The sequence below is a fragment of the Micavibrio sp. TMED2 genome (genome assembly GCA_002168225.1).
Taxonomy (GTDB): domain Bacteria; phylum Pseudomonadota; class Alphaproteobacteria; order TMED2; family TMED2; genus TMED2.
This window is the reverse complement of the sequence record NHBH01000001.1, coordinates 790947-812139: the sequence shown is the minus strand read 5'-3', so window position 1 is coordinate 812139 and position 21193 is coordinate 790947. Positions and strand designations below refer to the sequence as shown.

Genomic DNA, 21193 nt, shown 5'->3' with positions numbered 1-21193 from the left:
AAGCAATTAGACAGCGATACCGTTGCGCCACACCGATCAATAAAGCAATCGGCACTCGGGCCTGTGACGCCCATGACACGAAAAGGGACATTGCTGCCGGGGTAAATCACGGACGCAGACTCCAACCGCCAAACCGATCCGGGCAGTAATGGAGCACACGGCCACCGGGATTGTTGACCTGTGAGCAGCCGTGCTGGCTGAGCGGCGCCGTGCCCTGACGGTAAACCGTCACGTCAGACACCGGCTGCCAGACCACCTCGCGGTAAGCGGGGTACTGGTACTGGACCGCGGGTACGGAGAAGACATTGTTCTGGATCGTGTTCGGCACCACAGGGCCCTGACCGATTAGATAGGCGCTGTTGCCCGGATCACCGCGATAGATATAGCCGCCCGGCGTATAGGACGGGATTTCACCGGACTGATAATAGGCCGCGCGGTTGTGATAGGTGTAATAGTTGTTGCCGATGCGCGATGGGCCGCGCTCGAAACCGGTACCGGCAAAACCGGAGTAATTCGCCTGATGGCCGATACTGCCGCCAACGGCCGCACCGATCAGGGTACCGGCTGCTGTCGCTGCCAGCCGCCCGGAACCACTACCGATGGTCGAGCCGATCAGACCGCCCGCCGCAGCGCCCAGCAGGGTGCCACCGACCTCGGTGCCGGATGGGCCCGGATGGTAATAACCGGAGCCGTAATATGGATGCGGTGACGCACAGGCGGTGGCGAGCAGAGCCACACCGGCAATCACACCGGTGCGCATGAAACCGGCAAAACGCCGGGCCTGACCTGCAGATGACTGATGGCCAGCCACGCCACCGATATTGGCACATGACTGTGCCCTGGCACTAAACAAGCGCATGGAACCTTCCCCTTATCCGTCCACGACCCTGACCTTTAGCCCGTGACCTCGATCTTCCCAAATCGATACCACCCGGCCAGCGTCTTATGACTTGAGGAAAAGACTACGCGATCAGTTTTTCTTTGTCGTGCTGCCTTTGCCGGTTTTGCCGGTTGCAGTTGTTTTGCGTGTCGTTTTCGCCGCGGTCTTTTTGGCAACACCCGTCCCGGATGCCTTGTTTGCGGCGGGTTTTGACGCGGTCTTCTTCGCTGCCGGTTTGGCATCGGCGAGCTGTTTTTCCAGCTTGGCGAGCCGTTCCTGCAATTCCTCGACCTCGATTTTCGCGTCCTGTGCGATCGCCGACATTGTGTCGAATTCCTCACGGGTCACGAAGTCGAAGCGCTGCAGGATCTTCTCGACCTGCTGGCGCACCTGTGCGTCAAACTCTTCACGCAGGCCGAAAACCGTACCCATGGCACCGCTCGCGAGCCGCGCCATATCGTCAAAGAACTTGTTATCGGTCTGCATAGTCTTGTCCCTGTATCAATTACCCGATGCCGTTTACGGGCGCTGTCCGCCAACATCCCTAGCATTACCCGCAGTATAGGCGCGCGCGGTATAAAGGCCAAGCACGGGAATAGTTTGCGATCAGACAAGCCCCGCGCCTATAAGCGTCCACACGGAGAACAACGCAAGATCAGCGACGGGATTTTACGCATATGTATATCGTCACCGGCGGTGCCGGCTTCATCGGTTCCAATATCGTGGCAGGGCTTGAGCAGGCAGACATGGGCCCGATCGTGGTCTGTGACTGGCTCGGCACCGAGATGAAGTGGCGCAATATCTCCAAGCGCAAGCTGTTCGATGTGATCGCACCGGAGCAGCTGGCCGATTTTCTGAACAGCCATGCGGGCGAGATCAGCGGCGTGATCCATATGGGTGCGATTTCCTCGACCACCCACCGCGACGCCGATGAAATCGTCAGCAACAATATCCGCCTGTCGCTCGACCTCTGGACATGGTGTACCCGCGCGCGGGTACCATTTATATATGCGTCTTCTGCCGCCACTTACGGTGATGGCAATGAGAGCTTTGACGACCGCCGCAATGCGGATGGCCTCTCCAGCCTCAACCCGCTCAATGCCTATGGTTGGTCCAAGCATATGGTCGACCGGCGGATTCAGGATGACCTCGATGCCGGTCGCCCGCATCCGCCGCAATGGGTCGGGCTGAAGTTCTTCAACGTCTATGGCCCGAACGAGTTTCACAAGGGCGACATGATGAGCGTGCCCTGCAAACGCTATCCGGAACTCAAATCCGGCGAGCCGTTCCGCCTGTTCGCCTCCGACCGCCCGGAATACGAGGATGGCGGTCAGCGCCGCGACTTCGTCTATGTAAAGGACTGTGTCGAGGTCATTCTCTGGGCACTCAAAAACCCCTCGGTCAGCGGGCTGTTCAACTGCGGCACCGGTCGCGCCACCAGCTTCCGCGAATTGGCGGAAGCCACCTATAGTGCCATGGGCCTGCCATCCAATATCGAGTACATCCCGATGCCCGAACAGCTCAAGGGCAAGTACCAGTATTTCACCCAGGCCGAGATGGGTAAGCTGCGCGACGCCGGATATAATGGCCAGTTCCGTACCGTGGAACAGGGCATGCAGGATTACGTGGCAAATCACCTCAGCAAGGAAGACCCGTTCCTGTAAGCGGCAATCCGCGCTAGGATACCGCCCCTGACATCAATTCTGTTACAGCCCCGGATAGCCCCCATCTATGGCTCTAGAATACCCGACAATCGACCCGGTCGCCCTCGACCTCGGCATCCTGCAGGTCCGCTGGTATGCGCTCGCCTATATCGCCGGCTTTCTGATCGGCTGGCGCTATGTGGTCAGCCTCGCCAACCGTCGCGCCCGGCTTATGGGGCTTTATCCAAAGGCCGCTGACGATAAGGCCCGCATGCGCCCGTCAGCCGATCATATTGCCGATCTGGTCAGTTGGATGATCATCGGCGTAATCCTCGGCGGACGGCTTGGTTACGTGCTGTTCTACCAGCCCGGCCATTTCATCCAGCACCCGCTGGAGATTGTGCAGGTATGGCATGGCGGCATGTCGTTCCATGGCGGCTTTCTCGGCGCCGTCGCGGCCATCGCCCTGTTCGCCCGCCGTCACAAACAGCCGGTACTGGTGCTCGGCGATTTTGTTGCCGCCGCCGCCCCGATCGGGCTCTGCCTGGGTCGGATCGCCAATTTCATCAATGGCGAGCTCTATGGCCGGGCGAGCGATGTGCCCTGGGCCATGGTGTTCCCGAACAGTGATGGCGTTCCGCGTCATCCGAGCCAGCTCTATCAGGCCGGGATGGAAGGCATCGCCCTGTTCATCATTCTGGCGATACTCGCCTATATACCCGCCGTACTGAAACGCCCCGGCATGCTCGCCGGATCGTTCCTCACCGGCTATGGCATCGCCCGGATCATCGGCGAGCTGTTCCGCCAGCCCGACCCGCAGCTCGGCTTCCTGTTCGGCGGTATCACCATGGGCCAGATACTCTCTCTGCCGATGATCGTTATCGGCCTTGGTCTCGCCATCTGGGCATGGCGACGGGGCGAGCGGCTGGGGGAACCGGCACCGGTAACGTCAGTGCCACAATCCGGCACCGAAACAGCCAAATCCTGATATGAGCGTCGATAGCGCAGACAAGCCGGATGAGACCAATCCGCTGCTCGACCTGATGCGGACACGGATCGAACGCGACGGCCCGATTTCAGTCGCCGATTTCATGGCCCTTGCGCTTGGGCACCCCGAGCATGGCTATTACCAGCAGGCAGAACCCTTCGGCGGCAAGGGCGACTTCACCACCGCACCCGAAATCTCCCAGTGTTTCGGCGAGTTGATCGGGTTGTGGCTGGTGCAGTACTGGCGCGATTGCGGCAGCCCCGATCCGGTCAATCTGATCGAACTCGGCCCCGGTCGCGGCACGCTGATGGCCGACACCCTGCGTGCTGCCGCGATTGATCCGGCCTTTATCAGTGCCGCCCGGATTTATATGGTCGAGACCTCACAGCGCCTGCGCGCCATACAGGCCAAGACCCTTGGCCGCCCGATCACGCATCTGGATGATGTCAGCGACCTGCCCGAGGGTTTCTCGCTGGTTGTCGCCAATGAATTTTTCGACGCCCTGCCGATCCGGCAATTCATCCGCACTGACACCGGCTGGCAAGAACGGCGCATCACTATCGATCCGGCAGACAACATGCTGGCCTTCTGCCAGACGCCCCTGCCCGGTAACCGGGAAACCGGCCTGCCCGCCCATGCAGCGCGGGCCGCAACCGGTGCCATCGTCGAAATCTCTCCGCAATCACTGATCGCCACCCGCGATATAGCCGCCCATATCGCGCGCAATGGCGGCGCCGCGCTGTTCATTGATTATAGCTACCACGCGGACCAGTTGCCTGCGGATGGCAGGTTCGGCGAGACACTGCAGGCGCTTCGCGCCCATACGCCATGGCCGGTGCTGGCCGATCCGGGACAGGCCGATATCACCGCCCATGTGGATTTTACCGCGCTGGCGGATACCGCCGCAGCCGATACCCGTGTGGCACCGATCACGACCCAGAGCCTGTTTCTGCAGCATCTCGGCCTCGCCCACCGCCTCGGCCAGTTGCTCGCAACTGCCGCCTCAGCAGAACAGGCGCGCGAGATCGAAACCGCCGCCATCCGGCTGGTTGATCCGCAGCAGATGGGCGATCTGTTCAAGGTGCTGGGCTTCTGTCAACAGGGACAGCCCCCTATGCCCGCACTGGAGAATCTGTAAGGTAGCGCCATGATTACCAGCGACGTACTCGACCACCCCGGCATCGCCCATGGCTTCTGCACCCGCGCGGGCGGCGTCAGCACCGGCGTTTATCAAGGGCTGAACTGCGGTTGGGGCTCGGATGATGACCGGGCCGCCATCCTCGAGAACCGGCGCATCGTTGCCGACCGCTTCGGCCAGACGCCGGACAAGCTCGTCACCATGTTCCAGATCCACAGCGCAAAGGTCGCGACGGTAACCGAGCCATGGGCACCGGACAAGGCACCGGAGGTTGACGGCATCGTCACCGACCGGCCCGGCATTATTCTTGGCGCCCTCGCCGCCGATTGCGCGCCGATCCTGTTCGCCGATCCCGAGGCGCGGATTATCGGTGCCTGTCATGCCGGTTGGAAAGGTGCCCTGCACGGGGTGGCACAGGCGACCGTCGAGGCGATGGAGCAGCTGGGTGCCAACCGGGATGACATCCATGCCTGTATCGGCCCCTGCATCTCCGCCATCTCCTATGAGGTCGGGCCGGAGTTTCCGGCACCGTTTCTGGCCCAGTCACTGGATAACGATCGTTTCTTCCGGCCCGGCAATGGTGATCGGCTGTATTTTGACAATCCCGGTTATCTGCGGGCCAAGCTCACCGAATTGGGGCTCGCCCGGGTAACCGCTACGCGCCACGACACCCTGACCGATCCTGATCGTTTCTACAGCTACCGTCGCAGTTGCCACCTCAATGAACCCGATTACGGACGGCAGATTTCGGTCATCATGCTGGATGCGCAAGGGTGATAACCGCACGAAAGAGCAGGTCAGCGCTTGTAAGAAACAGTTTTCGACGCTATCCCTTGTTCCGCGTTTTCATTGCCAGCATTCGACTGGCCAGCCAACCACGCCAGACATCCCATGAAACTGCTCGCCTGTAACAGCAACCGCACCCTCTCGGAAGCGATTGCCGCCGCTCTCAACACCCCGCTGACCAAAGCCAGCATCCGCCGGTTTTCCGATATGGAGGTGTTCGTTGAAATTCTGGAGAATGTGCGTGGCGAGGATGTTTTCGTCCTGCAATCTACCTCGTTCCCGGCCAATGACAACCTGATGGAACTGCTGGTCACGCTCGATGCCCTGCGGCGCGGTTCGGCCCGCCGGATAACGGCTGTTATCCCCTATTACGGCTATGCCCGTCAGGATCGCAAGACCGGCCCACGGACCCCGATTTCCGCCAAGCTGGTTGCCAATCTGATCACCGTAGCCGGTGCCGACCGGGTACTGACCATGGATCTCCATGCCGGTCAGATCCAGGGCTTCTTCGACATTCCGCTCGACAACCTGCTCGGCGCGCCCGTCTTCGTGAAAGACATTGAAGATCAGGTCGGTCGCGGTAAGGACATCGTTATCGTCTCTCCTGATGTTGGTGGCGTTGTGCGCGCCCGCGCTGTTGCCCGCCGCCTCGATGCCGATCTCGCGATTATCGACAAGCGTCGTGAGCGCGCCGGTGTCTCCGAGGTCATGAACATCATCGGCGACGTCAAGGGCCGTGACTGTATCCTGCTCGATGACATTGTCGATAGTGCCGGCACGCTCTGCAATGCCGGTGTCGCCCTCAGTGAGGCCGGTGCCAAATCTGTCCGCGCCTATGTCACCCATGGTGTTCTGAGTGGCGGTGCCGTTGCCCGCGTCAGCTCCTCACCGCTGGTTGAGCTGGTGACTACCGATAGCATCACCGCAACCGAGGCGGTCCGCGTGGCCACCAATGTCCGCCAGTTGTCCATCGCGCCGATCATGGCCGAGGCGATCAGCCGGATTTCGGAAGAGCGCTCAGTATCCAGCCTGTTTGACTGATTGGCCTGAGCTAGCTGTTGTGAGCGGATGCAGGCCGCATCCGTCCACCGCCAACCGGTCAAACAAAAAACTGGCACTTTCCTGCCATCTGCGATAAACCCCGCACGTCGATTGCGACCCGTACCTGCACCCTTGGAGGCGGCGGTATAGCGTTCGACTGCTATCAAAAACATCAAACACCTGTCTCTTGCGGATTTTTTACCATCCGCATCAACGGGTTATTGGAGATTAACATGACTGAAGTTCGCAAACTCGAAGGCGAAGCACGCGACCGGGTCGGTAAGGGGACCGCCCGTGCAGCACGTCGTGCAGGCCGTATTCCAGCCGTTATCTATGGCGATAAAAAAGATCCGGTGTCGATTACCCTTGATGATCACACCATCCGCATGTTCCTGACCAAGCCTGGCTTCATGACCACCCTGTGGGACATCGAAATCGGCAAGGACAAGCATCGCGTTCTCGCCCGTGACGTTCAACTGGACCCGGTCATGGACTTCCCGGTCCATATCGACTTCCTGCGCGTTACCGACAGAACCAAGATCACGGTTGAAGTGCCTGTGCACTTCATCAACGAGGAAACCTCTCCTGGCCTGACCAGCGGTGGCACCCTCAACGTGGTTCGCTACTCTGTCGAGCTCAATGTCCGTGCCGGTAACATCCCTGACAGCATCGAAGCTGATGTCGGCTCCATGGAACTGGGCGATGCGCTGAAAATCAGCGACATCAACCTGCCCGATGGTGCAACCCCGACCATTGATGACCGCGACTTCACCATCGCCACCATCGCCGCTCCATCTGCTCTGCGTTCTGAAGCAGATGCCGAGGAAGAAGGCGAAGAGGGCGAAGCAGAAGCGACCGAAGCTGATGCCGAGGGCGAGGAAGAAAGCGCGGAATAAACCGCTGCTTCTCCAGCACTCTGCTAAAGACAAGAACCGGCGGTTTCCCGAGCGATACCGCCGGTTTCTTTATGATGACTTCTCAGATAAATGGCTGATCCCCGATGATGATCATTGCTGGCCTCGGCAATCCCGGGCAGAAACATGCGAAACAACGGCACAATATCGGCTTCATGGCGGTCGATGCGATTGCCGCATTGCATGGTTTTGACAGCTGGCGCAGCCAGTTTCAGGCACTGACCGCGCAAGGCCGGATCAATGGCAAGAAGGTGCTGCTGGTCAAACCCCAGACTTTCATGAACAATTCCGGGGCGGCAATTGCCGGCGCCATGCGCTTCTATAAGGTGCCTATGGACAAGCTGGTGGTCTGTTATGACGAGCTTGACCTCGCCCCCGGCAAGCTGCGGGTCAAGCGTGGCGGTGGCCATGCCGGACATAACGGTTTGCGCTCCATCGACAGCCATCTGGGACCGAATTACTGGCGAATACGCCTCGGCATCGGCCATCCGGGGGAGAAATCCCGGGTTCTCGGCCACGTGCTTGGTGATTTCTCGAAGGATGAACAGACATGGCTGGTGCCGCTGATTGCCGCCATCGCACAGGAAATCCACTATATCGTCGATGATAATCAGGCATCCTTCATGAGCCGGGTTGCCATGCATGTGAATGCGGAAACCAAACCGTCAGAGCCAGCCAAACCGAAACAGGACAGCAGCGACGATGCCTGATCTCTCAACCATGTTGCCCCTGTTCGACAACAGCGAGACGCTGGTGCGGATCAATCCGCCCGCAGTTGCGGTCGACTGTCAGCCGGTCTATGCCTCGGCCCATAATGTTCTGGCCCACCCGCTCTATAATCGTCTCGACTGTTACCTGCGACCGGTAGCGGCCAATGCGCTGGCCCTTGCCGCCAGTCTGGCGAAGGAGGACGGGCTGTCTTTACGGGTTTTCGATGCCTATCGCCCGGTTGAGGCACAATATGTCTTCTGGGACCACACACCCGATCCCGATTTCGTCGCCGATCCCCGGCTCGGCTCTACCCATGGGCGCGGGATTGCGGTTGATCTGACCCTGATCGATGAGCAGAAAATGCCCCTGCCGATGGGCACTGAATTCGATGATTTCACCATTGTCGCCCATCACGACTATGGCGACTTGCCCGATGAGGTGATCGCCAACCGGCACCGTTTGCGCGGTTATATGGAAGCGGCAGGATTTATTATTCACGCGCCCGAGTGGTGGCACTATAACCTTCCCGATCCGAACCAGTATCCCCTGATCCATGATGGGGATGCGGTCCCGGCCCTGCTGCGTCCGGAGATGCGCGCCCGCGCCGACCGGACTATGAAGAATTTTTAACTCCGCGCTGATTATACCAGAGAAAAGAGCATATTATGGGATTTAAATGTGGGATTGTCGGACTTCCTAACGTGGGCAAGTCGACATTGTTCAACGCCCTGACCGCCACCGCGGCAGCCCAGGCGGAGAATTTTCCATTCTGCACCATCGAGCCCAATATCGGTAGGGTCGCCGTGCCCGATGAGCGTCTCGACAAGATCGCCAAAATCGGTCAGTCAGCAAAGATCATCCCGACCCAGCTCGAATTTGTCGATATTGCCGGTCTGGTGCGCGGTGCCTCCAAGGGCGAGGGTCTCGGCAACCAGTTCCTCGGCAATATCCGCGAAACCGATGCCATTGTTTATGTGCTTCGCTGTTTCGAGGATGGCGACGTTACCCATGTGGAAGGCTCGGTCGATCCCCTGCGTGATGCCGAAATCATTGAAACAGAACTGATGCTGGCTGATCTCGAGAGCCTCGAGCGCCGGATCCAGAATGCGGTCAAGAAGGCGCGTGGCAATGACAAGGAAGCCAAGGAACAGGTGGCGCTGATGGAACGCATCGTCCCGCTGCTCGAGGACGGCAAACCGGCCCGCATGGTTGAGTTGTCTGCCGATGAGCGTGAGACCTTCCGCCAGCTGCAACTGCTGACCTCAAAGCCTGTGCTGTATGTCTGCAATGTCGAGGAAGACAATGCCGCCGATGGCAATGAGTATTCTGCCAAGGTCGCGGCGATGGCAGCAGAGAAAGGTGCAGAATCCGTTGTCATCTCAGCCAAGATCGAGAGCGAGATTGCCCTCATCGATGATGCAGAGGAAAAGGCCGAATTCCTCGAAACCCTTGGCCTCAGCGAACCCGGATTGAACAAGATCATCCGCGCCGGTTACAAGCTGCTCAACCTCGTCACCTTCTTTACCGTCGGGCCAAAGGAAGCACGGGCTTGGACCGTCCGCCGCAATGCGACGGCACCGGAAGCGGCCGGCGCTATCCATACCGATTTCCAGCGCGGTTTCATCAAGGCGGAAACCATTGCCTATGATGATTTTGTCGGCCTTGGCGGCGAGAGTGCCGCGCGCGAGGCGGGCAAACTCCGTCAGGAGGGCAAGGAATACATCACTCAGGACGGGGATGTTTTCCACTTCAAATTCAACGTTTGATCCACTCCGAACGGGGTCACCATCCGGGCACGAATTAGCGCCACCAGACTCCGGATCAAACAGCTTTCAAAATCGCCGTGACAGGAAACTGTCGACGGCGATTTTTTTATTTCGCGTCCCAAATTGGCCCAAAAGACAATTGGTTTTACCGTCAACTTGCTTGCTTATTCGCTATGCATTACACGCAAAGCAGCCCAAAACGATGCGCATATCGTGTTTGTTATACTTTTTATCCATGCCGTTACATTTTATTTCTCAAAACCGTAACAAACCGTCTTTGTTCTTTCAAAACTGACCCTTACGCCTAGAAGGGTCGCAAATGCGTCAGGCCAGCCATGCGCTGACCAGATAACTACTCCCCCCCCTTTCACATGAAAGACGGTTTTTTATGTCTGATGGTCCGATCAGCACGCGCGAATTTTTTGATGAACTTGGCGTCTATATGGAAGCCAGCATCGAAGAGCGTAACGGCACAGCACCAAATTTTGATGACCTTCTCTACGGTATTACCCTGATTGATGAAGGCCAGTTCCTTGCCGCCCCTCGCAACCTGAATGCGTTCGGCGTGCTCAACGACATCCGCTATGTTCAGCAGTTTGGACGGCCAGAGGGTTTTGAGCGTCAGGAGCCATTTGCCCAGTTCAAGAAAGCTTACAGTGAGCTCGCCCCTCAAATCCTGAAGGAATATCAGGAAGGAATGGCAGCTGTTACTGAGCAGCTTGATGATGAGCATTCCCAATATACCAAGGAAGCACTCGATCACGCACAGGACCAGTATCGTGACAAGGCTGAGCGCGACTTCAATCGCACCTCGCCAATCAGCGTTCACAGCATGGCCGAATATCTGCTGCGCAACATTGTTAATGCGACCCAGACCAATCGCCGTGCAGCACGCAAACTCGATGGCCCACTGACCATCGATGCTGAAACGGAAAAAGAAATTTCCAACACGTTCAACAGCGCCACCCGCAATCCGGTTGACACCCTGTTTGTCATCGAGGGTCGGACACCGGAAATGCGGCCACTCAGAGTACGCAACTTCCTGCGCGCGCTCGATCCGAAGTTTTTCGAACTCATCACCACACGCAACAACACGCAACTCGCCAACTCAAGTGCAGTACCGGAGTCTTCTATGCCTTCTAATGAACTGACCAAATTCATCCTCCGTGCCCAGACAGAAGCCAGAACCCTGGGTGATGATGAGCTGCAGCCGAAGCACTTGTTCCTCGCCCTGCTGGACGATGAAAAGGTCAAAGCCGAGCTGAACAGCCTCAACCGCAGCGCTCGCAAGGTTGAGATCGGTGAACTTCGCTGGGCCTTCACCACCGCTGACACCTCGAAGGCAAGTGCCGACAACCCGCAGGCGAGTGCAGACTTCAATGCGGCACTGGCGCTGGTCGGTCCCGAGTTCCACGAAAGCAATGGCAAGTTCGCTGCCTCCAAGGCCGTGCAGAAGATGCTGGAAGAGTATCCCGAAATCTCTGCAACCCTCAGCGAGGCCGGTTTCACCCCACGCCGTTTCGAGCGCTGGTCAGAAATCGCCGGCAAGGAAATCAAGCCGGTCAACCACAAGCCGTTCAAGATTTCCGATCACGTCTTCAAAGAGGCGATCAAAGAATTCACCCGTGACATCACCGAGATGGCCAATGATGGCAAGCTCGACCCGATCATCGGTCGTGCCGATGAGCTCGAGCAGATGAAAACCATCATGACCCACCGGAAGAAGAAAAATCCGATGGTCATCGGTGAGCCGGGCGTTGGTAAAACCGCACTGCTGCATGGTTATGCTCAGGATGTAGTCAAGGGCGATGTCCCTGATAACCAGAAGGGCGCACGGGTTCTCGAACTCGACGTTCAGGCGCTGATCGCCGGCACCCAGTATCGCGGCCAGTTTGAAGAGCGCCTGCGCAACATCATTGACGGTATCGCCGAGCGCAACGAGCGTGGTGATCGCCCGCCGATCATCCTCGGCATCGACGAAGCTCACACCCTTGTCGGCCTCGGCACTGCCAGTGGTCAGGCACAAGGCGCGTCCCAGTTCATCAAGCCTGCTCTGCAGGAAGGTAATCTGTGGACCATCATGTTCACCACCGAGGACGAGTTCACCAAGCACATCGAAGGTGACGGTGCCCTCGAGCGTCGTACCCAGACCCTGAAGGTTGAAGAGCCTTCACCGGAGGATACCGTCAAGATCCTCATGGGTCTGCGTGGCAAGTTCGAGGATCACTACGACATCACCATTCCTGATGAAGCCCTTGAGGACATCGTCGGTCTGGCAGCGAAATACGTGAACAACCGCAACTTCCCTGACAAGGCGATCGACCTGCTCGATGGTGCGGGTGCCGTTGCCTTCAAAAAGGGCAAGGACACCGTTGACCGTGATGCGGTTATCGAGGTCGTCGCCCGGATGGCCAAACTGCGGAAATCCTATCTCGGTCAGGAAGACAACCAGCGTTATGCCGAACTGGCTGACAGCCTGAAGGAAGATGTCTTCGGTCAGGATCAGGCGGTTGAGGAACTCGCCGATGCCGTTGCCTATGCCAAGGCCGGTCTGCGTGAGCCGAACAAACCTGTGGGCAGCTATCTGTTCGTTGGTCCAACCGGTGTCGGTAAGACCGAACTGGCGAAAAGCCTCGCAAAACGCACCACCGGTTCGGAAGACAACCTCATCCGTATCGATATGTCCGAATACATGGAGAAACACACGATCGGTAAACTGGTAGGCGCCCCTCCAGGCTATGTCGGTTATGGTGAGGAAGGTGTCCTGACCGGCGCAATCCGCCGCCAGCCAAACGCTGTTATCGTGCTCGATGAGATCGAGAAAGCCCACCCTGACGTCCAAAAGCTGCTGCTCGGTGTCATGGATGACGGCAAGATGAAGGATGGCCGTGGTCGGGAGATCAACTTCCAGAACGCTACCCTGATCATGACCTCCAACCTCGGTGCAGCGAAAGCTGACATGGAAGCCACCAAGCGCACCATCGGCTTCCAGAGCGAAGAGAAGAAGGTTGATCGCGGCGAGATAATGGAGAAAGAGGTCGAAGCCTTCTTCGCACCTGAGTTCCGTGGCCGTCTCGATGGCATCATCCGCTTTAACGAGTTGGACAAGGATGTGGCCAAGCTGATCCTCAAGGGTCAGGTCAAAAAACTCATCGGTCGTGCCAAGGAATCCTGGGGCATCAACCTTGAGATTAGTGACAAGGCCCGCGACACCCTGATGGAGCAGGGCTTCAATCCGAAGCTCGGTGCCCGCCCGCTGAAACAGGCGATCGATCGTCTGGTCGGTAAGCCGCTGGCCAAATGGCTGATGAAGAACGGCGACCAGAACACCCGTTCCGGCATGACCGTTACGGTCGAGGAAGTCGGCGAGAACTTCACTGTTTCCAAGGGCAAGGGCGACGATCTGATCGTCAATCCGAAACGGATCGTCAAGCCGGGTGACCTGCCAAACGATACCCTGATGCGCCTCAGAAAGCGCCGTGAGGGTGATACACGTCAGCCGGTCAACGGCAACGACCGCAAGCTGTTTACACCGGGCGGTCCCGGCAAGCGCTTCGGTTAATCTCTGCCGATAAATGAAACAAGAAACGGGAGTGTCTGCTTTTCAGACACTCCCGTTTTGTTTCGGGACCCGGGCTTCCGGGGGTCGGGCAGGATCATCGGCCAAGTTGAGGCAGGAAGCCGATGAAGTCAGGTTACCCAAGTCCCGATCTCGTTCCACGCATTGGCCTACTCTATCAGCCAGTTCGCTTCGAAGATCATGGTCAGTATCGGGCAGGTTATGTGGGGTGTTGGGGCCCGTCCGATGTCCTGACAAGCTCATGATTGGCGGGTTTCAACAGGCCCGCAACAAATTTTATTTAGCGAATACTAAGGCCAAAAACGGCCCAATTTCGCATCAAGAACCGGGTATATTTAGGTAAAATTCTTCTCAATATTAGCCACTATTGATCAGATAAAAATCGCTTTAAAAACAATAGCGTATGGCGTCCATGATCAGGATGTCGAGACCGTATTGCCACCACAGGGCTAGCCCGCCGGCGACCATGCCCATGCCGACCAGCCCTGCCGTCAGTTTAAAAAAAAATTTGCGGTGGGCTTCGATCATGCCATCTGCTCTCTTCCGAGAGCAATTTTCGCCGACATTTCGCGAATTGGCAAATGCAGGATCGCGGCCATCACCCCGAAGGCGATGCTGGCATACCAGATCGGATCATAGCTGCCATAGCGCTCGAACGCCTCACCGCCGAGCCAGGCACCGAGGAAGCTGCCCACCTGATGCCAGAGGAAGACCACGCCGTAGAGGGTTGAGAGATAGCGGGTACCAAACATCAACCCGACCAGACCGCTGGTCAGAGGCACCGTGGCGAGCCACAGGAAGCCCATGGCCGCACCGAACATAATTGCGGTGACGGAATTGAGCGGAATGACCAGAAACAGCGCGATCACCACAGCACGCAGCAGATAAATCAGGCTGAGGAGATACTTTTTGCTAAACTTGTCACCGAGATAACCGGAGAAGTAGGAGCCGACCATATTGAACAGCCCGATCATCGCCAGACCGATCGAGGCTGACCCGGCATCAACCCCGCGATCAAGCAGGTATGACGGGTAATGCACACCGATAAAGGCCAATTGGAACCCGCAGACGAAAAAGCCGAGATTGAGCAGCCAGTAATCGCGGTACCGGAACGCCTGCTTGACCGTCTCGCCCAGTGAACCAGTGCTGATCTCTCCCTCCGGCTCCTTTGGCTTGCCGGCCAGCGCCAGCCCGAGCACGGCCATGATCGAGGTCAGGATGGCCAGCCCAACCAGCGCGCCCTGCCAGTCAAACCAACTGATCATGCCTTGCGTCCCGGGCACGATGGCAAACATGCCGAAACTGCCCGCCGCCGTGGTAATGCCAAAGGCCCGTGAGCGGTAGGCGGGCGGCACCGCCCGGCCTACGGCACCCAACACGACAACATAGGTGGTACCGGCAAGGCCGAGACCGGTCATGACGCCAAGGGTGAGGTGCAGACCCAGCGGGTCCTTGGCCACGATCATCAGCAGCAGGCCGAGGACATAGACCACGGTGCCGCCAAAGATTACCCGGCCTGCGCCATAGCGATCGGCAATCGCGCCGACAAAGGGCTGCGCCAAGCCGAATAACAGGTTGGAAATGGCAATCGCCAGCCCCATGACATCGCGGCCGACCTCAAGATCAATACCGACAGGCTGGACGAACAGGCCCATGCTCTGTCGGATCCCCATGGCAATCGAAACAATCGTCGCGCCACAGGCAATCATCAGCCAAAGTCGAGCAGTCATGGAACCGGCTTTCAAGAAACGTAAAGGGAGACGGAGCATGCCACCATGCAGTGGATGAGACAATCCGCCACGTGCACAACACTAGGATGCTGCAAACTCAATAATAGTGCCGTCAGTATAGGCCGGATCAATAACCAGCCGTTCACCGGGTACTGACAGGATCGGAATATCCGCCTGTGCCAGATAATGCGCGGTATCATCAAGGGATGCGACAGCAAGGGTAATCACCAGCGGCCCCGGCCGATTGAGCAATGCCGCATCGATACCGGGATAGCGCCGCGCCGCCCGCGTCGGTGTCAGGAAACGCAGGCTCTGGCGCGCACCAATCGGCACATCCAGCCGCCCCTCACCGCGATGCAGGCGATCCAGCGGCTGTTCCAGCGCGCTCAGAAAGGTCACGTAACCCGCCTCAAGGCTGGCCGGGTCATCATGGATGATGGTCATGCCCTCGACACCGACCGTGCCATTGGGATGCTCAAGCCATGCCGCTTGCCGGATAATATCCTTGCTCAGATGCTCAACGATAAAGCCGGACAGGGCAGGTACGCTGCCCGGTTTCGGATAGGCGAGACGGAAATGCAGTTCGGTATCGCCGCTATCGAGTTCGACCAGCCGCGACAGATCGGCCAGACGGTCGGCAAGCCCATGAGCTTCGAGCATGGCATGGGCCTGCGCTGCATTATCGGTGGCAAAGGCGAGACCGCTGACACCCGGTCCACGGCTGTCCAGCTGTGTGTTAAGGCCATTGACGAACTGGGACGCATCGACAATGCCGAGCAGTTCCAGATAATCATCGGCAAACATGATGCAGTAATTGGCCGTGCCCCAGCCGATATGCCGACCGCGCGGGGTCAGGGTGAAACCGAGCTTGCGGTAGAGCGCTGCCGTTGCCTCAAGATCGGCAGCGACACTCAACGTATGGTCAATGCCGGTAATCATGGTCTCAGAACCCGTCCGGATGCTGTGCCAGCCATGCCGCCTCTGCCGCCGTGGTCTCCCGCCCCAGCACCTGATTGCGATGCGGGAAACGACCAAACAGGCTGATCGGTTCAAGATGCCGCCGGGCATACTCGGTGGTATTGGCCCAGAACTCGGCATCTGCCGGGTCGATGCTTGGCGCCAGTTGCTCGAACATACCGACACAGGTTTCCTGAGCTGCCATATCCTCGGCATGTTCGAAAGGCAGCAGGACAAACAGCTTCTGCTGGGCGCTCAGCCCCATAAAGGCATCATGGAACTGGTCGAGATACTGCCGGGCGGCGGCCAGCGCCCGGTCATCAAGGACAAATGCCCGTGCCGAACCACGAAACAGATTACGCGGCAGCTGATCGAGCACCAGTATGAGCGCCAGCATGGGCAGGGGATGATCGCGCCAGTAGTCCAGCTTGCCAGCCTCTGCCTCATCGACCAGATGGCCGAAACGGCTCTGCAACCGGGCATCAACATCGTCCTTCTGGATGAACCAGTCGTCAAATGCCAGTTCCTCAAACCAAAACGACAGCAACCCGCGGGCGCTGTCGTCTTGTACAGTCTCAAACTGTGTCATTTGTATTGCGCCTTTAGTGCGCGTCAGCCCAGATGCGCCGTTTGACGGCATACATGAGACAGGTGAACACGATCAGGAACAGGATCACCTTGACCCCGGTCTGCTTGCGCTCATTAAGGTTCGGTTCGGCGGCCCACATCAGGAAGGCAGAGACGTCCTCGGCCATTTCCTCGACGGATGGCGCATAGTCTTCCTCACCATCAAGGCCCTTGTAAGTGATGGCACCTTCAAGCAGCGGTGGCGCCATCGCGATCATGTGACCGGGGAAGTACTCGTTATAGTACATGCCCTCTGGAACGGTCACACCTGCCGGTGCGTCATGATAACCGATCAGTACACCATGGATATATTCCGGGCCCATAGGGCGTGCCTTGGCGAGCAGGGACATATCCGGTGGCAGGGCACCGCCATTGGCGTAGCGGGCAGCCGCTTCATTGGCAAACGGGCTGACGAAGCGATCCTTTGGCTCGGCTGCGCGCTCGAACATCTCGCCTTCGTCATTCGGGCCGTCGGTGACGGTGTAATTCGACGCAATCGCCCGTACCTCTTCCTCGGTAAAGCCAAGTTGGCCAAGGTTGCGGTAGGACAGCAGGCTCATCGAGTGACAGCCAGAGCAGACATCGCGGTAGACCTGAAAACCGCGCTGCAACTGAATCATGTCATAGGTACCGAACGGACCGTCGAAGGAGAAATCCACCTCAGGTGCGTGCACCTCCTCACCAGCAGCGCTGGCAGGCGCAGCCATGAACATACCGGACAGACCGAGGGTAACGGCAAAGGCCGCGGCTAAAGTTGTGGTAAACCGCATTACGGCTTCTCCATCGGGTTGCTTGCCGGTGCGGCACCAGCAGTCGTTGAACTACCACCACCCTTCAGGACAGCCTCGCTGATGCTGGCTGGAAGCGGCAGTGGTTTCTCGATTTTGCCCAGAACAGGCAGGATCACGAGGAAGTGCAGGAAGTAATACAGGGTCGCAATCTGACCGGTGATCACATACCAGCCTTCCGGTGGCTTGGCACCGACATAGCCGAGGACAACGCAATCCACAGCCAGCACCCAGAAGAAGATGCGATAGATCGGCCGGAAATTGGTCGAGCGCACTTTTGAGGTATCAAGCCAGGGCAGCACGAACAGAACAGCAATCGCCGAGAACATCAGGATGACGCCGCCGAGCTTGTCCGGCACGGCCCGCAGGATCGCGTAAAACGGCAGGAAGTACCATTCAGGCACGATATGCGCCGGGGTAACCAGAGGGTTGGCCGGAATATAGTTGTCCGGGTGGCCCAGATAGTTTGGCGCAAAGAACACGAAGGCAGAGAAGAAGATCAGGAAGACGCCAATGCCGAATGCATCCTTGGAGGTGTAATAAGGATGGAATGGCAGGGTGTCTTTCTTGGACTTCGGCTCAATGCCGAGCGGGTTGTTGGACCCGGTAATATGCAGGGCTGCGATATGCAGGACCACAACGCCGACAATGACGAATGGCAGCAGGTAATGCAGGGCAAAGAAGCGGTTAAGGGTCGGGTTATCGACCGAGAAACCACCCCAGAGCCAGGTGACGATATAGTCACCGACCAGCGGTATCGCCGAGAACAGGTTGGTAATAACCGTGGCACCCCAGAAGCTCATCTGGCCCCATGGCAGGACATAGCCCATGAACGCGGTGGCCATCATCAGCAGCAGGATCACAACACCAAGCATCCAGAGCAGCTCGCGCGGTGCCTTGTATGAACCGTAGTAGAGACCTCGGAACATGTGGATATAGACCACGATGAAGAACATGCTGGCGCCATTGGCATGGACATAGCGCAGCAGCCAGCCGTGATTGACGTCACGCATGATGCGCTCGACGCTCTGGAAGGCATAATCGGCATGGGCGGTATAGTTCATGGCCAGCATGATGCCGGTCAGGATCATGGTAACGAGAACTACCATCGCGAGCGCACCGAAATTCCAGAAATAGTTGAAATTCCGGGGCGTCGGGAAAACGCCGTATTCCTTATACAGCATCGTGACTACCGGCAGGCGGCTGTCGATCCACTCTACCACCGGGTTCTCAAATTTGGTTCTTTCGCCACCAGCCATCTTGTGACCTCTATCGGTTATATCAAAGCCGTTCAGTGATTTGGCTTGTCAGTATCAGTGTTTTGTTCGGTATCGGAATGCGCGTTCGGGCGATCAGCCGATTTTCACGGTTGTATCGTCGACAAACTCATATGGGGGAACCAGCAGGTTGGCCGGGGCCGGGCCCTTGCGGATACGACCTGCGGTATCATAGTGCGAGCCGTGGCATGGGCAGAACCAGCCACCGAAATCACCCTTGTTGTCAGCAGGCTTCTGACCCAGCGGCACACAGCCGAGGTGGGTACAGACACCAACCATCACCAGCCATTCAGGCTTCTCGGCGCGCTCTTCATCCGTCTGTGGGTCACGCAGATCATCCACGTTCACAGCGCGTGCCTCGTCGATCTCCGCTTCCGTCCGGTGACGGATAAAGACCGGCTTACCGCGCCAGGTGACAGTGACCGCCTGCCCGACTGCGATATTGGCGATGCTGACCTGAATTGACGCCAGCGCCAGCGTATCGGCCGCCGGGTTCATGCTGTCAATTACCGGCCAGGCAACGGCACCAACGGCAACCGCACCCATGGCACCCGTGGTCAGAAACAGGAAATCGCGGCGCGTTCCCTCGGTATGATGTGATTTGGCGTCCACTGTCTGATCAGTCATCGCAAGGTCATCCACTAGAAATTTCAAGGCGATCATGGCTCATCTATAGCAGCGGGTGGTTACCCGACCCTTACGGGCGCACTATGGTTAAAGCCTTGACCATTCATAGAAATGCGACCGGCAGTCGCATCGTGATAATCATTTTCACATTGTTTGGAAAAATTCTAAACAACATGCCAGCAGGGTCTATACAAAAGCTGAGGCCGCTTGCCTAGAGCCATGCGACACTTATCATGATCCGGCGTGTCATAGCAGCACTGCCGGTTTCACGCCAACCCCTTGTTTCTGACACTGTTTGAAGACCGATTTCGATGCCCCGCCTCTGTCTCTATCAACCGGATATCGCTGCAAATATGGGCAGTATCCTTAGGCTCGGGGCCTGTCTCGGTACCGATTGCGAGATTATCGGGCCATGCGGCTTTCCCTTCGATGATGCCCGATTGCGCCGATCGGCCATGGATTATATCGAGCATGTGACATATCGCTACCACACCGGCTGGGATGCCTTTAACGACTGGCGCACCGGTGAAAATGCCGGTCGGCTCGTGCTCCTGACGACCAAGGGGGCGACTCCGCTGCATGACTTCCGCTTTCAGGCCGATGACCTGCTGCTGTTCGGGCGCGAGGGTGCGGGGGTACCGCAAGTGGTGCATGACAGCGCCGATGCCCGTGTCATCATTCCCATGCGCGCCGAGGTCCGCTCCCTCAATCTGGCACAATCAGCCACCATCACCCTGGCCGAGGCCCTGCGCCAGACCGGGCAATGGCCGCAAATTACCACACCGAGACGGCGATAACCGCCGCACAGGATTAGTTTCATGCACACTGACGAACTCTCCAGCCAAAAGCCGACAACCGTACCGACGGCAACGCAGAAGCAGCGTGCTGTCGACTGGTTTGCCGAGCTGCGCGACCGTATCTGTGCGGCATTCGAGGCGATCGAGGATGACCTTGCCGGCACCAACAGTGACCAGCCGCTGGGCCGTTTCACCCGCAAGGATTGGCAACGCACCGATCAGGTGACCGGCGCTGTCGGCGGCGGTGGCACCATGTCGACCATGCGCGGGCGGGTGTTCGAGAAGGTCGGGGTGAATATTTCCACCGTCCACGGCCATTTCTCGCCTGAGTTTCGCGAACGCATGACCGGGGCCGGTGAGGATGGCGCGTTCTGGGCAGCCGGGATCAGTCTGGTGGCACATATGCACTCGCCGCTGGTCCCTGCGGTTCATATGAATACGCGCCATATCGTAACCCGGGTCGGCTGGTTCGGCGGCGGCGCGGATATGACCCCGACCTTTCCCGAAGCCGCCGATACCGATGCCTTCCACAACGCGCTGAAACAGGCATGCGATGCCCATGATCCGCGCTACTATCCGGAATACAAGGCGTGGTGCGACCGTTACTTTTACCTGCCGCACCGACAGGAACCGCGCGGCATCGGTGGCATTTTCTATGACACCCTCGACAGCGGTAACTGGGAGGCGGATTTCGCCTTCACGCAGGATGTTGGCAAGGCGTTTCTCGATATCTATCCGCAGATTGTCCGCCGCCATATGGATCAGCCTTGGACCGACGAGCAGCGACAGGCCCTGCGTGAAAAACGCGGGCGCTATGTGGAATTCAACCTGCTCTATGATCGCGGCACACTGTTTGGCCTGAAGACCGGCGGCAATATCGAGGCGATCCTGATGAGCCTGCCACCGGACACTGCCTGGCCTTGAGCTTCCCGCAAATTTGGCG

20 protein-coding genes are annotated in these 21193 nt (G+C 58.2%); 12 read left to right on the top strand and 8 right to left on the bottom strand.

From position 1 onward, the window contains the following. Positions 1-106 precede the first annotated feature (106 nt). Positions 107-760: a hypothetical protein gene (locus CBB62_03875; protein ID OUT42631.1), complete on the bottom strand. Its 654-nt coding sequence runs from the start codon at positions 758-760 to the stop codon at positions 107-109. Positions 761-970: 210 nt separating this feature from the next. Next, the gene (locus CBB62_03870) at positions 971-1366 is read right to left on the bottom strand and encodes a hypothetical protein (protein ID OUT41487.1); all 396 of its coding nucleotides are present in this window, start codon (positions 1364-1366) and stop codon (positions 971-973) included. A 191-nt stretch (positions 1367-1557) separates the two neighbouring features. On the opposite strand from CBB62_03870, the gene CBB62_03865 reads away from it, so the two are divergent. The 10 genes from CBB62_03865 (at position 1558) to CBB62_03820 (ending at position 13429) form a co-directional block, all read left to right on the top strand. Continuing rightward, the gene (locus tag CBB62_03865; GenBank protein ID OUT41486.1) at positions 1558-2544 is read left to right on the top strand and encodes an ADP-glyceromanno-heptose 6-epimerase; all 987 of its coding nucleotides are present in this window, start codon (positions 1558-1560) and stop codon (positions 2542-2544) included. Between the two features lie 67 nt (positions 2545-2611). Then, on the top strand, positions 2612-3511 hold the full coding sequence (locus CBB62_03860; GenBank protein ID OUT41485.1) for a prolipoprotein diacylglyceryl transferase: 900 nt from the start codon (positions 2612-2614) through the stop codon (positions 3509-3511). A gap of 1 nt (position 3512) precedes the next feature. Next, positions 3513-4649, top strand: a complete 1137-nt coding sequence (locus CBB62_03855; protein OUT41484.1) for a hypothetical protein — start codon at positions 3513-3515, stop codon at positions 4647-4649. A gap of 9 nt (positions 4650-4658) precedes the next feature. Then, positions 4659-5426, top strand: a complete 768-nt coding sequence (locus CBB62_03850) for a polyphenol oxidase (protein ID OUT41483.1) — start codon at positions 4659-4661, stop codon at positions 5424-5426. 114 nt (positions 5427-5540) lie between these two features. Then, positions 5541-6476, top strand: coding sequence for a phosphoribosylpyrophosphate synthetase (locus CBB62_03845; GenBank protein ID OUT41482.1), 936 nt, complete (start codon positions 5541-5543; stop codon positions 6474-6476). Positions 6477-6709: 233 nt separating this feature from the next. Further along, positions 6710-7372, top strand: coding sequence for a 50S ribosomal protein L25/general stress protein Ctc (locus tag CBB62_03840; protein ID OUT41481.1), 663 nt, complete (start codon positions 6710-6712; stop codon positions 7370-7372). A gap of 104 nt (positions 7373-7476) precedes the next feature. Continuing rightward, positions 7477-8100: an aminoacyl-tRNA hydrolase gene (locus CBB62_03835; protein OUT41480.1), complete on the top strand. Its 624-nt coding sequence runs from the start codon at positions 7477-7479 to the stop codon at positions 8098-8100. A 10-nt stretch (positions 8101-8110) separates the two neighbouring features. After that, complete coding sequence (locus tag CBB62_03830) at positions 8111-8731, top strand: D-alanyl-D-alanine dipeptidase (GenBank protein OUT42630.1); 621 nt, start codon at positions 8111-8113, stop codon at positions 8729-8731. 35 nt (positions 8732-8766) lie between these two features. Beyond that, positions 8767-9867, top strand: a complete 1101-nt coding sequence (locus tag CBB62_03825; protein ID OUT41479.1) for a redox-regulated ATPase YchF — start codon at positions 8767-8769, stop codon at positions 9865-9867. Positions 9868-10255: 388 nt separating this feature from the next. Then, complete coding sequence (locus CBB62_03820) at positions 10256-13429, top strand: hypothetical protein (GenBank protein OUT41478.1); 3174 nt, start codon at positions 10256-10258, stop codon at positions 13427-13429. Positions 13430-13971: 542 nt separating this feature from the next. Here the strand turns inward: CBB62_03820 and CBB62_03815 are convergent. From CBB62_03815 to CBB62_03790, 6 genes are all read right to left on the bottom strand, one after another. Next, positions 13972-15177, bottom strand: coding sequence for an MFS transporter (locus tag CBB62_03815; protein ID OUT41477.1), 1206 nt, complete (start codon positions 15175-15177; stop codon positions 13972-13974). A gap of 81 nt (positions 15178-15258) precedes the next feature. Further along, the gene (locus CBB62_03810; protein OUT41476.1) at positions 15259-16245 is read right to left on the bottom strand and encodes a hypothetical protein; all 987 of its coding nucleotides are present in this window, start codon (positions 16243-16245) and stop codon (positions 15259-15261) included. After that, positions 16121-16723 (bottom strand): hypothetical protein, encoded by a 603-nt coding sequence (locus tag CBB62_03805; GenBank protein OUT41475.1) that lies wholly within the window; start codon positions 16721-16723, stop codon positions 16121-16123. The genes CBB62_03810 and CBB62_03805 overlap by 125 nt, the downstream gene beginning before the upstream one ends. A 13-nt stretch (positions 16724-16736) precedes the next feature. Beyond that, positions 16737-17531 carry a cytochrome c1 gene (locus tag CBB62_03800; GenBank protein OUT41474.1) on the bottom strand — a complete coding sequence of 265 codons (795 nt, stop codon included), beginning with the start codon at positions 17529-17531 and terminating at the stop codon, positions 16737-16739. Further along, positions 17531-18808 carry a cytochrome b gene (locus CBB62_03795; protein ID OUT41473.1) on the bottom strand — a complete coding sequence of 426 codons (1278 nt, stop codon included), beginning with the start codon at positions 18806-18808 and terminating at the stop codon, positions 17531-17533. Before CBB62_03795 ends, CBB62_03800 begins: the two co-directional genes overlap by 1 nt. Before the next feature lie 93 nt (positions 18809-18901). Next, positions 18902-19453 (bottom strand): ubiquinol-cytochrome c reductase iron-sulfur subunit, encoded by a 552-nt coding sequence (locus CBB62_03790; GenBank protein OUT42629.1) that lies wholly within the window; start codon positions 19451-19453, stop codon positions 18902-18904. Between the two features lie 311 nt (positions 19454-19764). Between CBB62_03790 and CBB62_03785 the strand changes: the two genes are divergently transcribed. Then, entirely contained in the window at positions 19765-20250 is a 486-nt protein-coding gene (locus CBB62_03785; GenBank protein OUT41472.1) for an rRNA methyltransferase, read from the top strand. Positions 20251-20271: 21 nt separating this feature from the next. Next, positions 20272-21174 (top strand): coproporphyrinogen III oxidase, encoded by a 903-nt coding sequence (locus CBB62_03780; protein ID OUT41471.1) that lies wholly within the window; start codon positions 20272-20274, stop codon positions 21172-21174. The last annotated feature ends 19 nt before the right edge of the window (positions 21175-21193 follow it).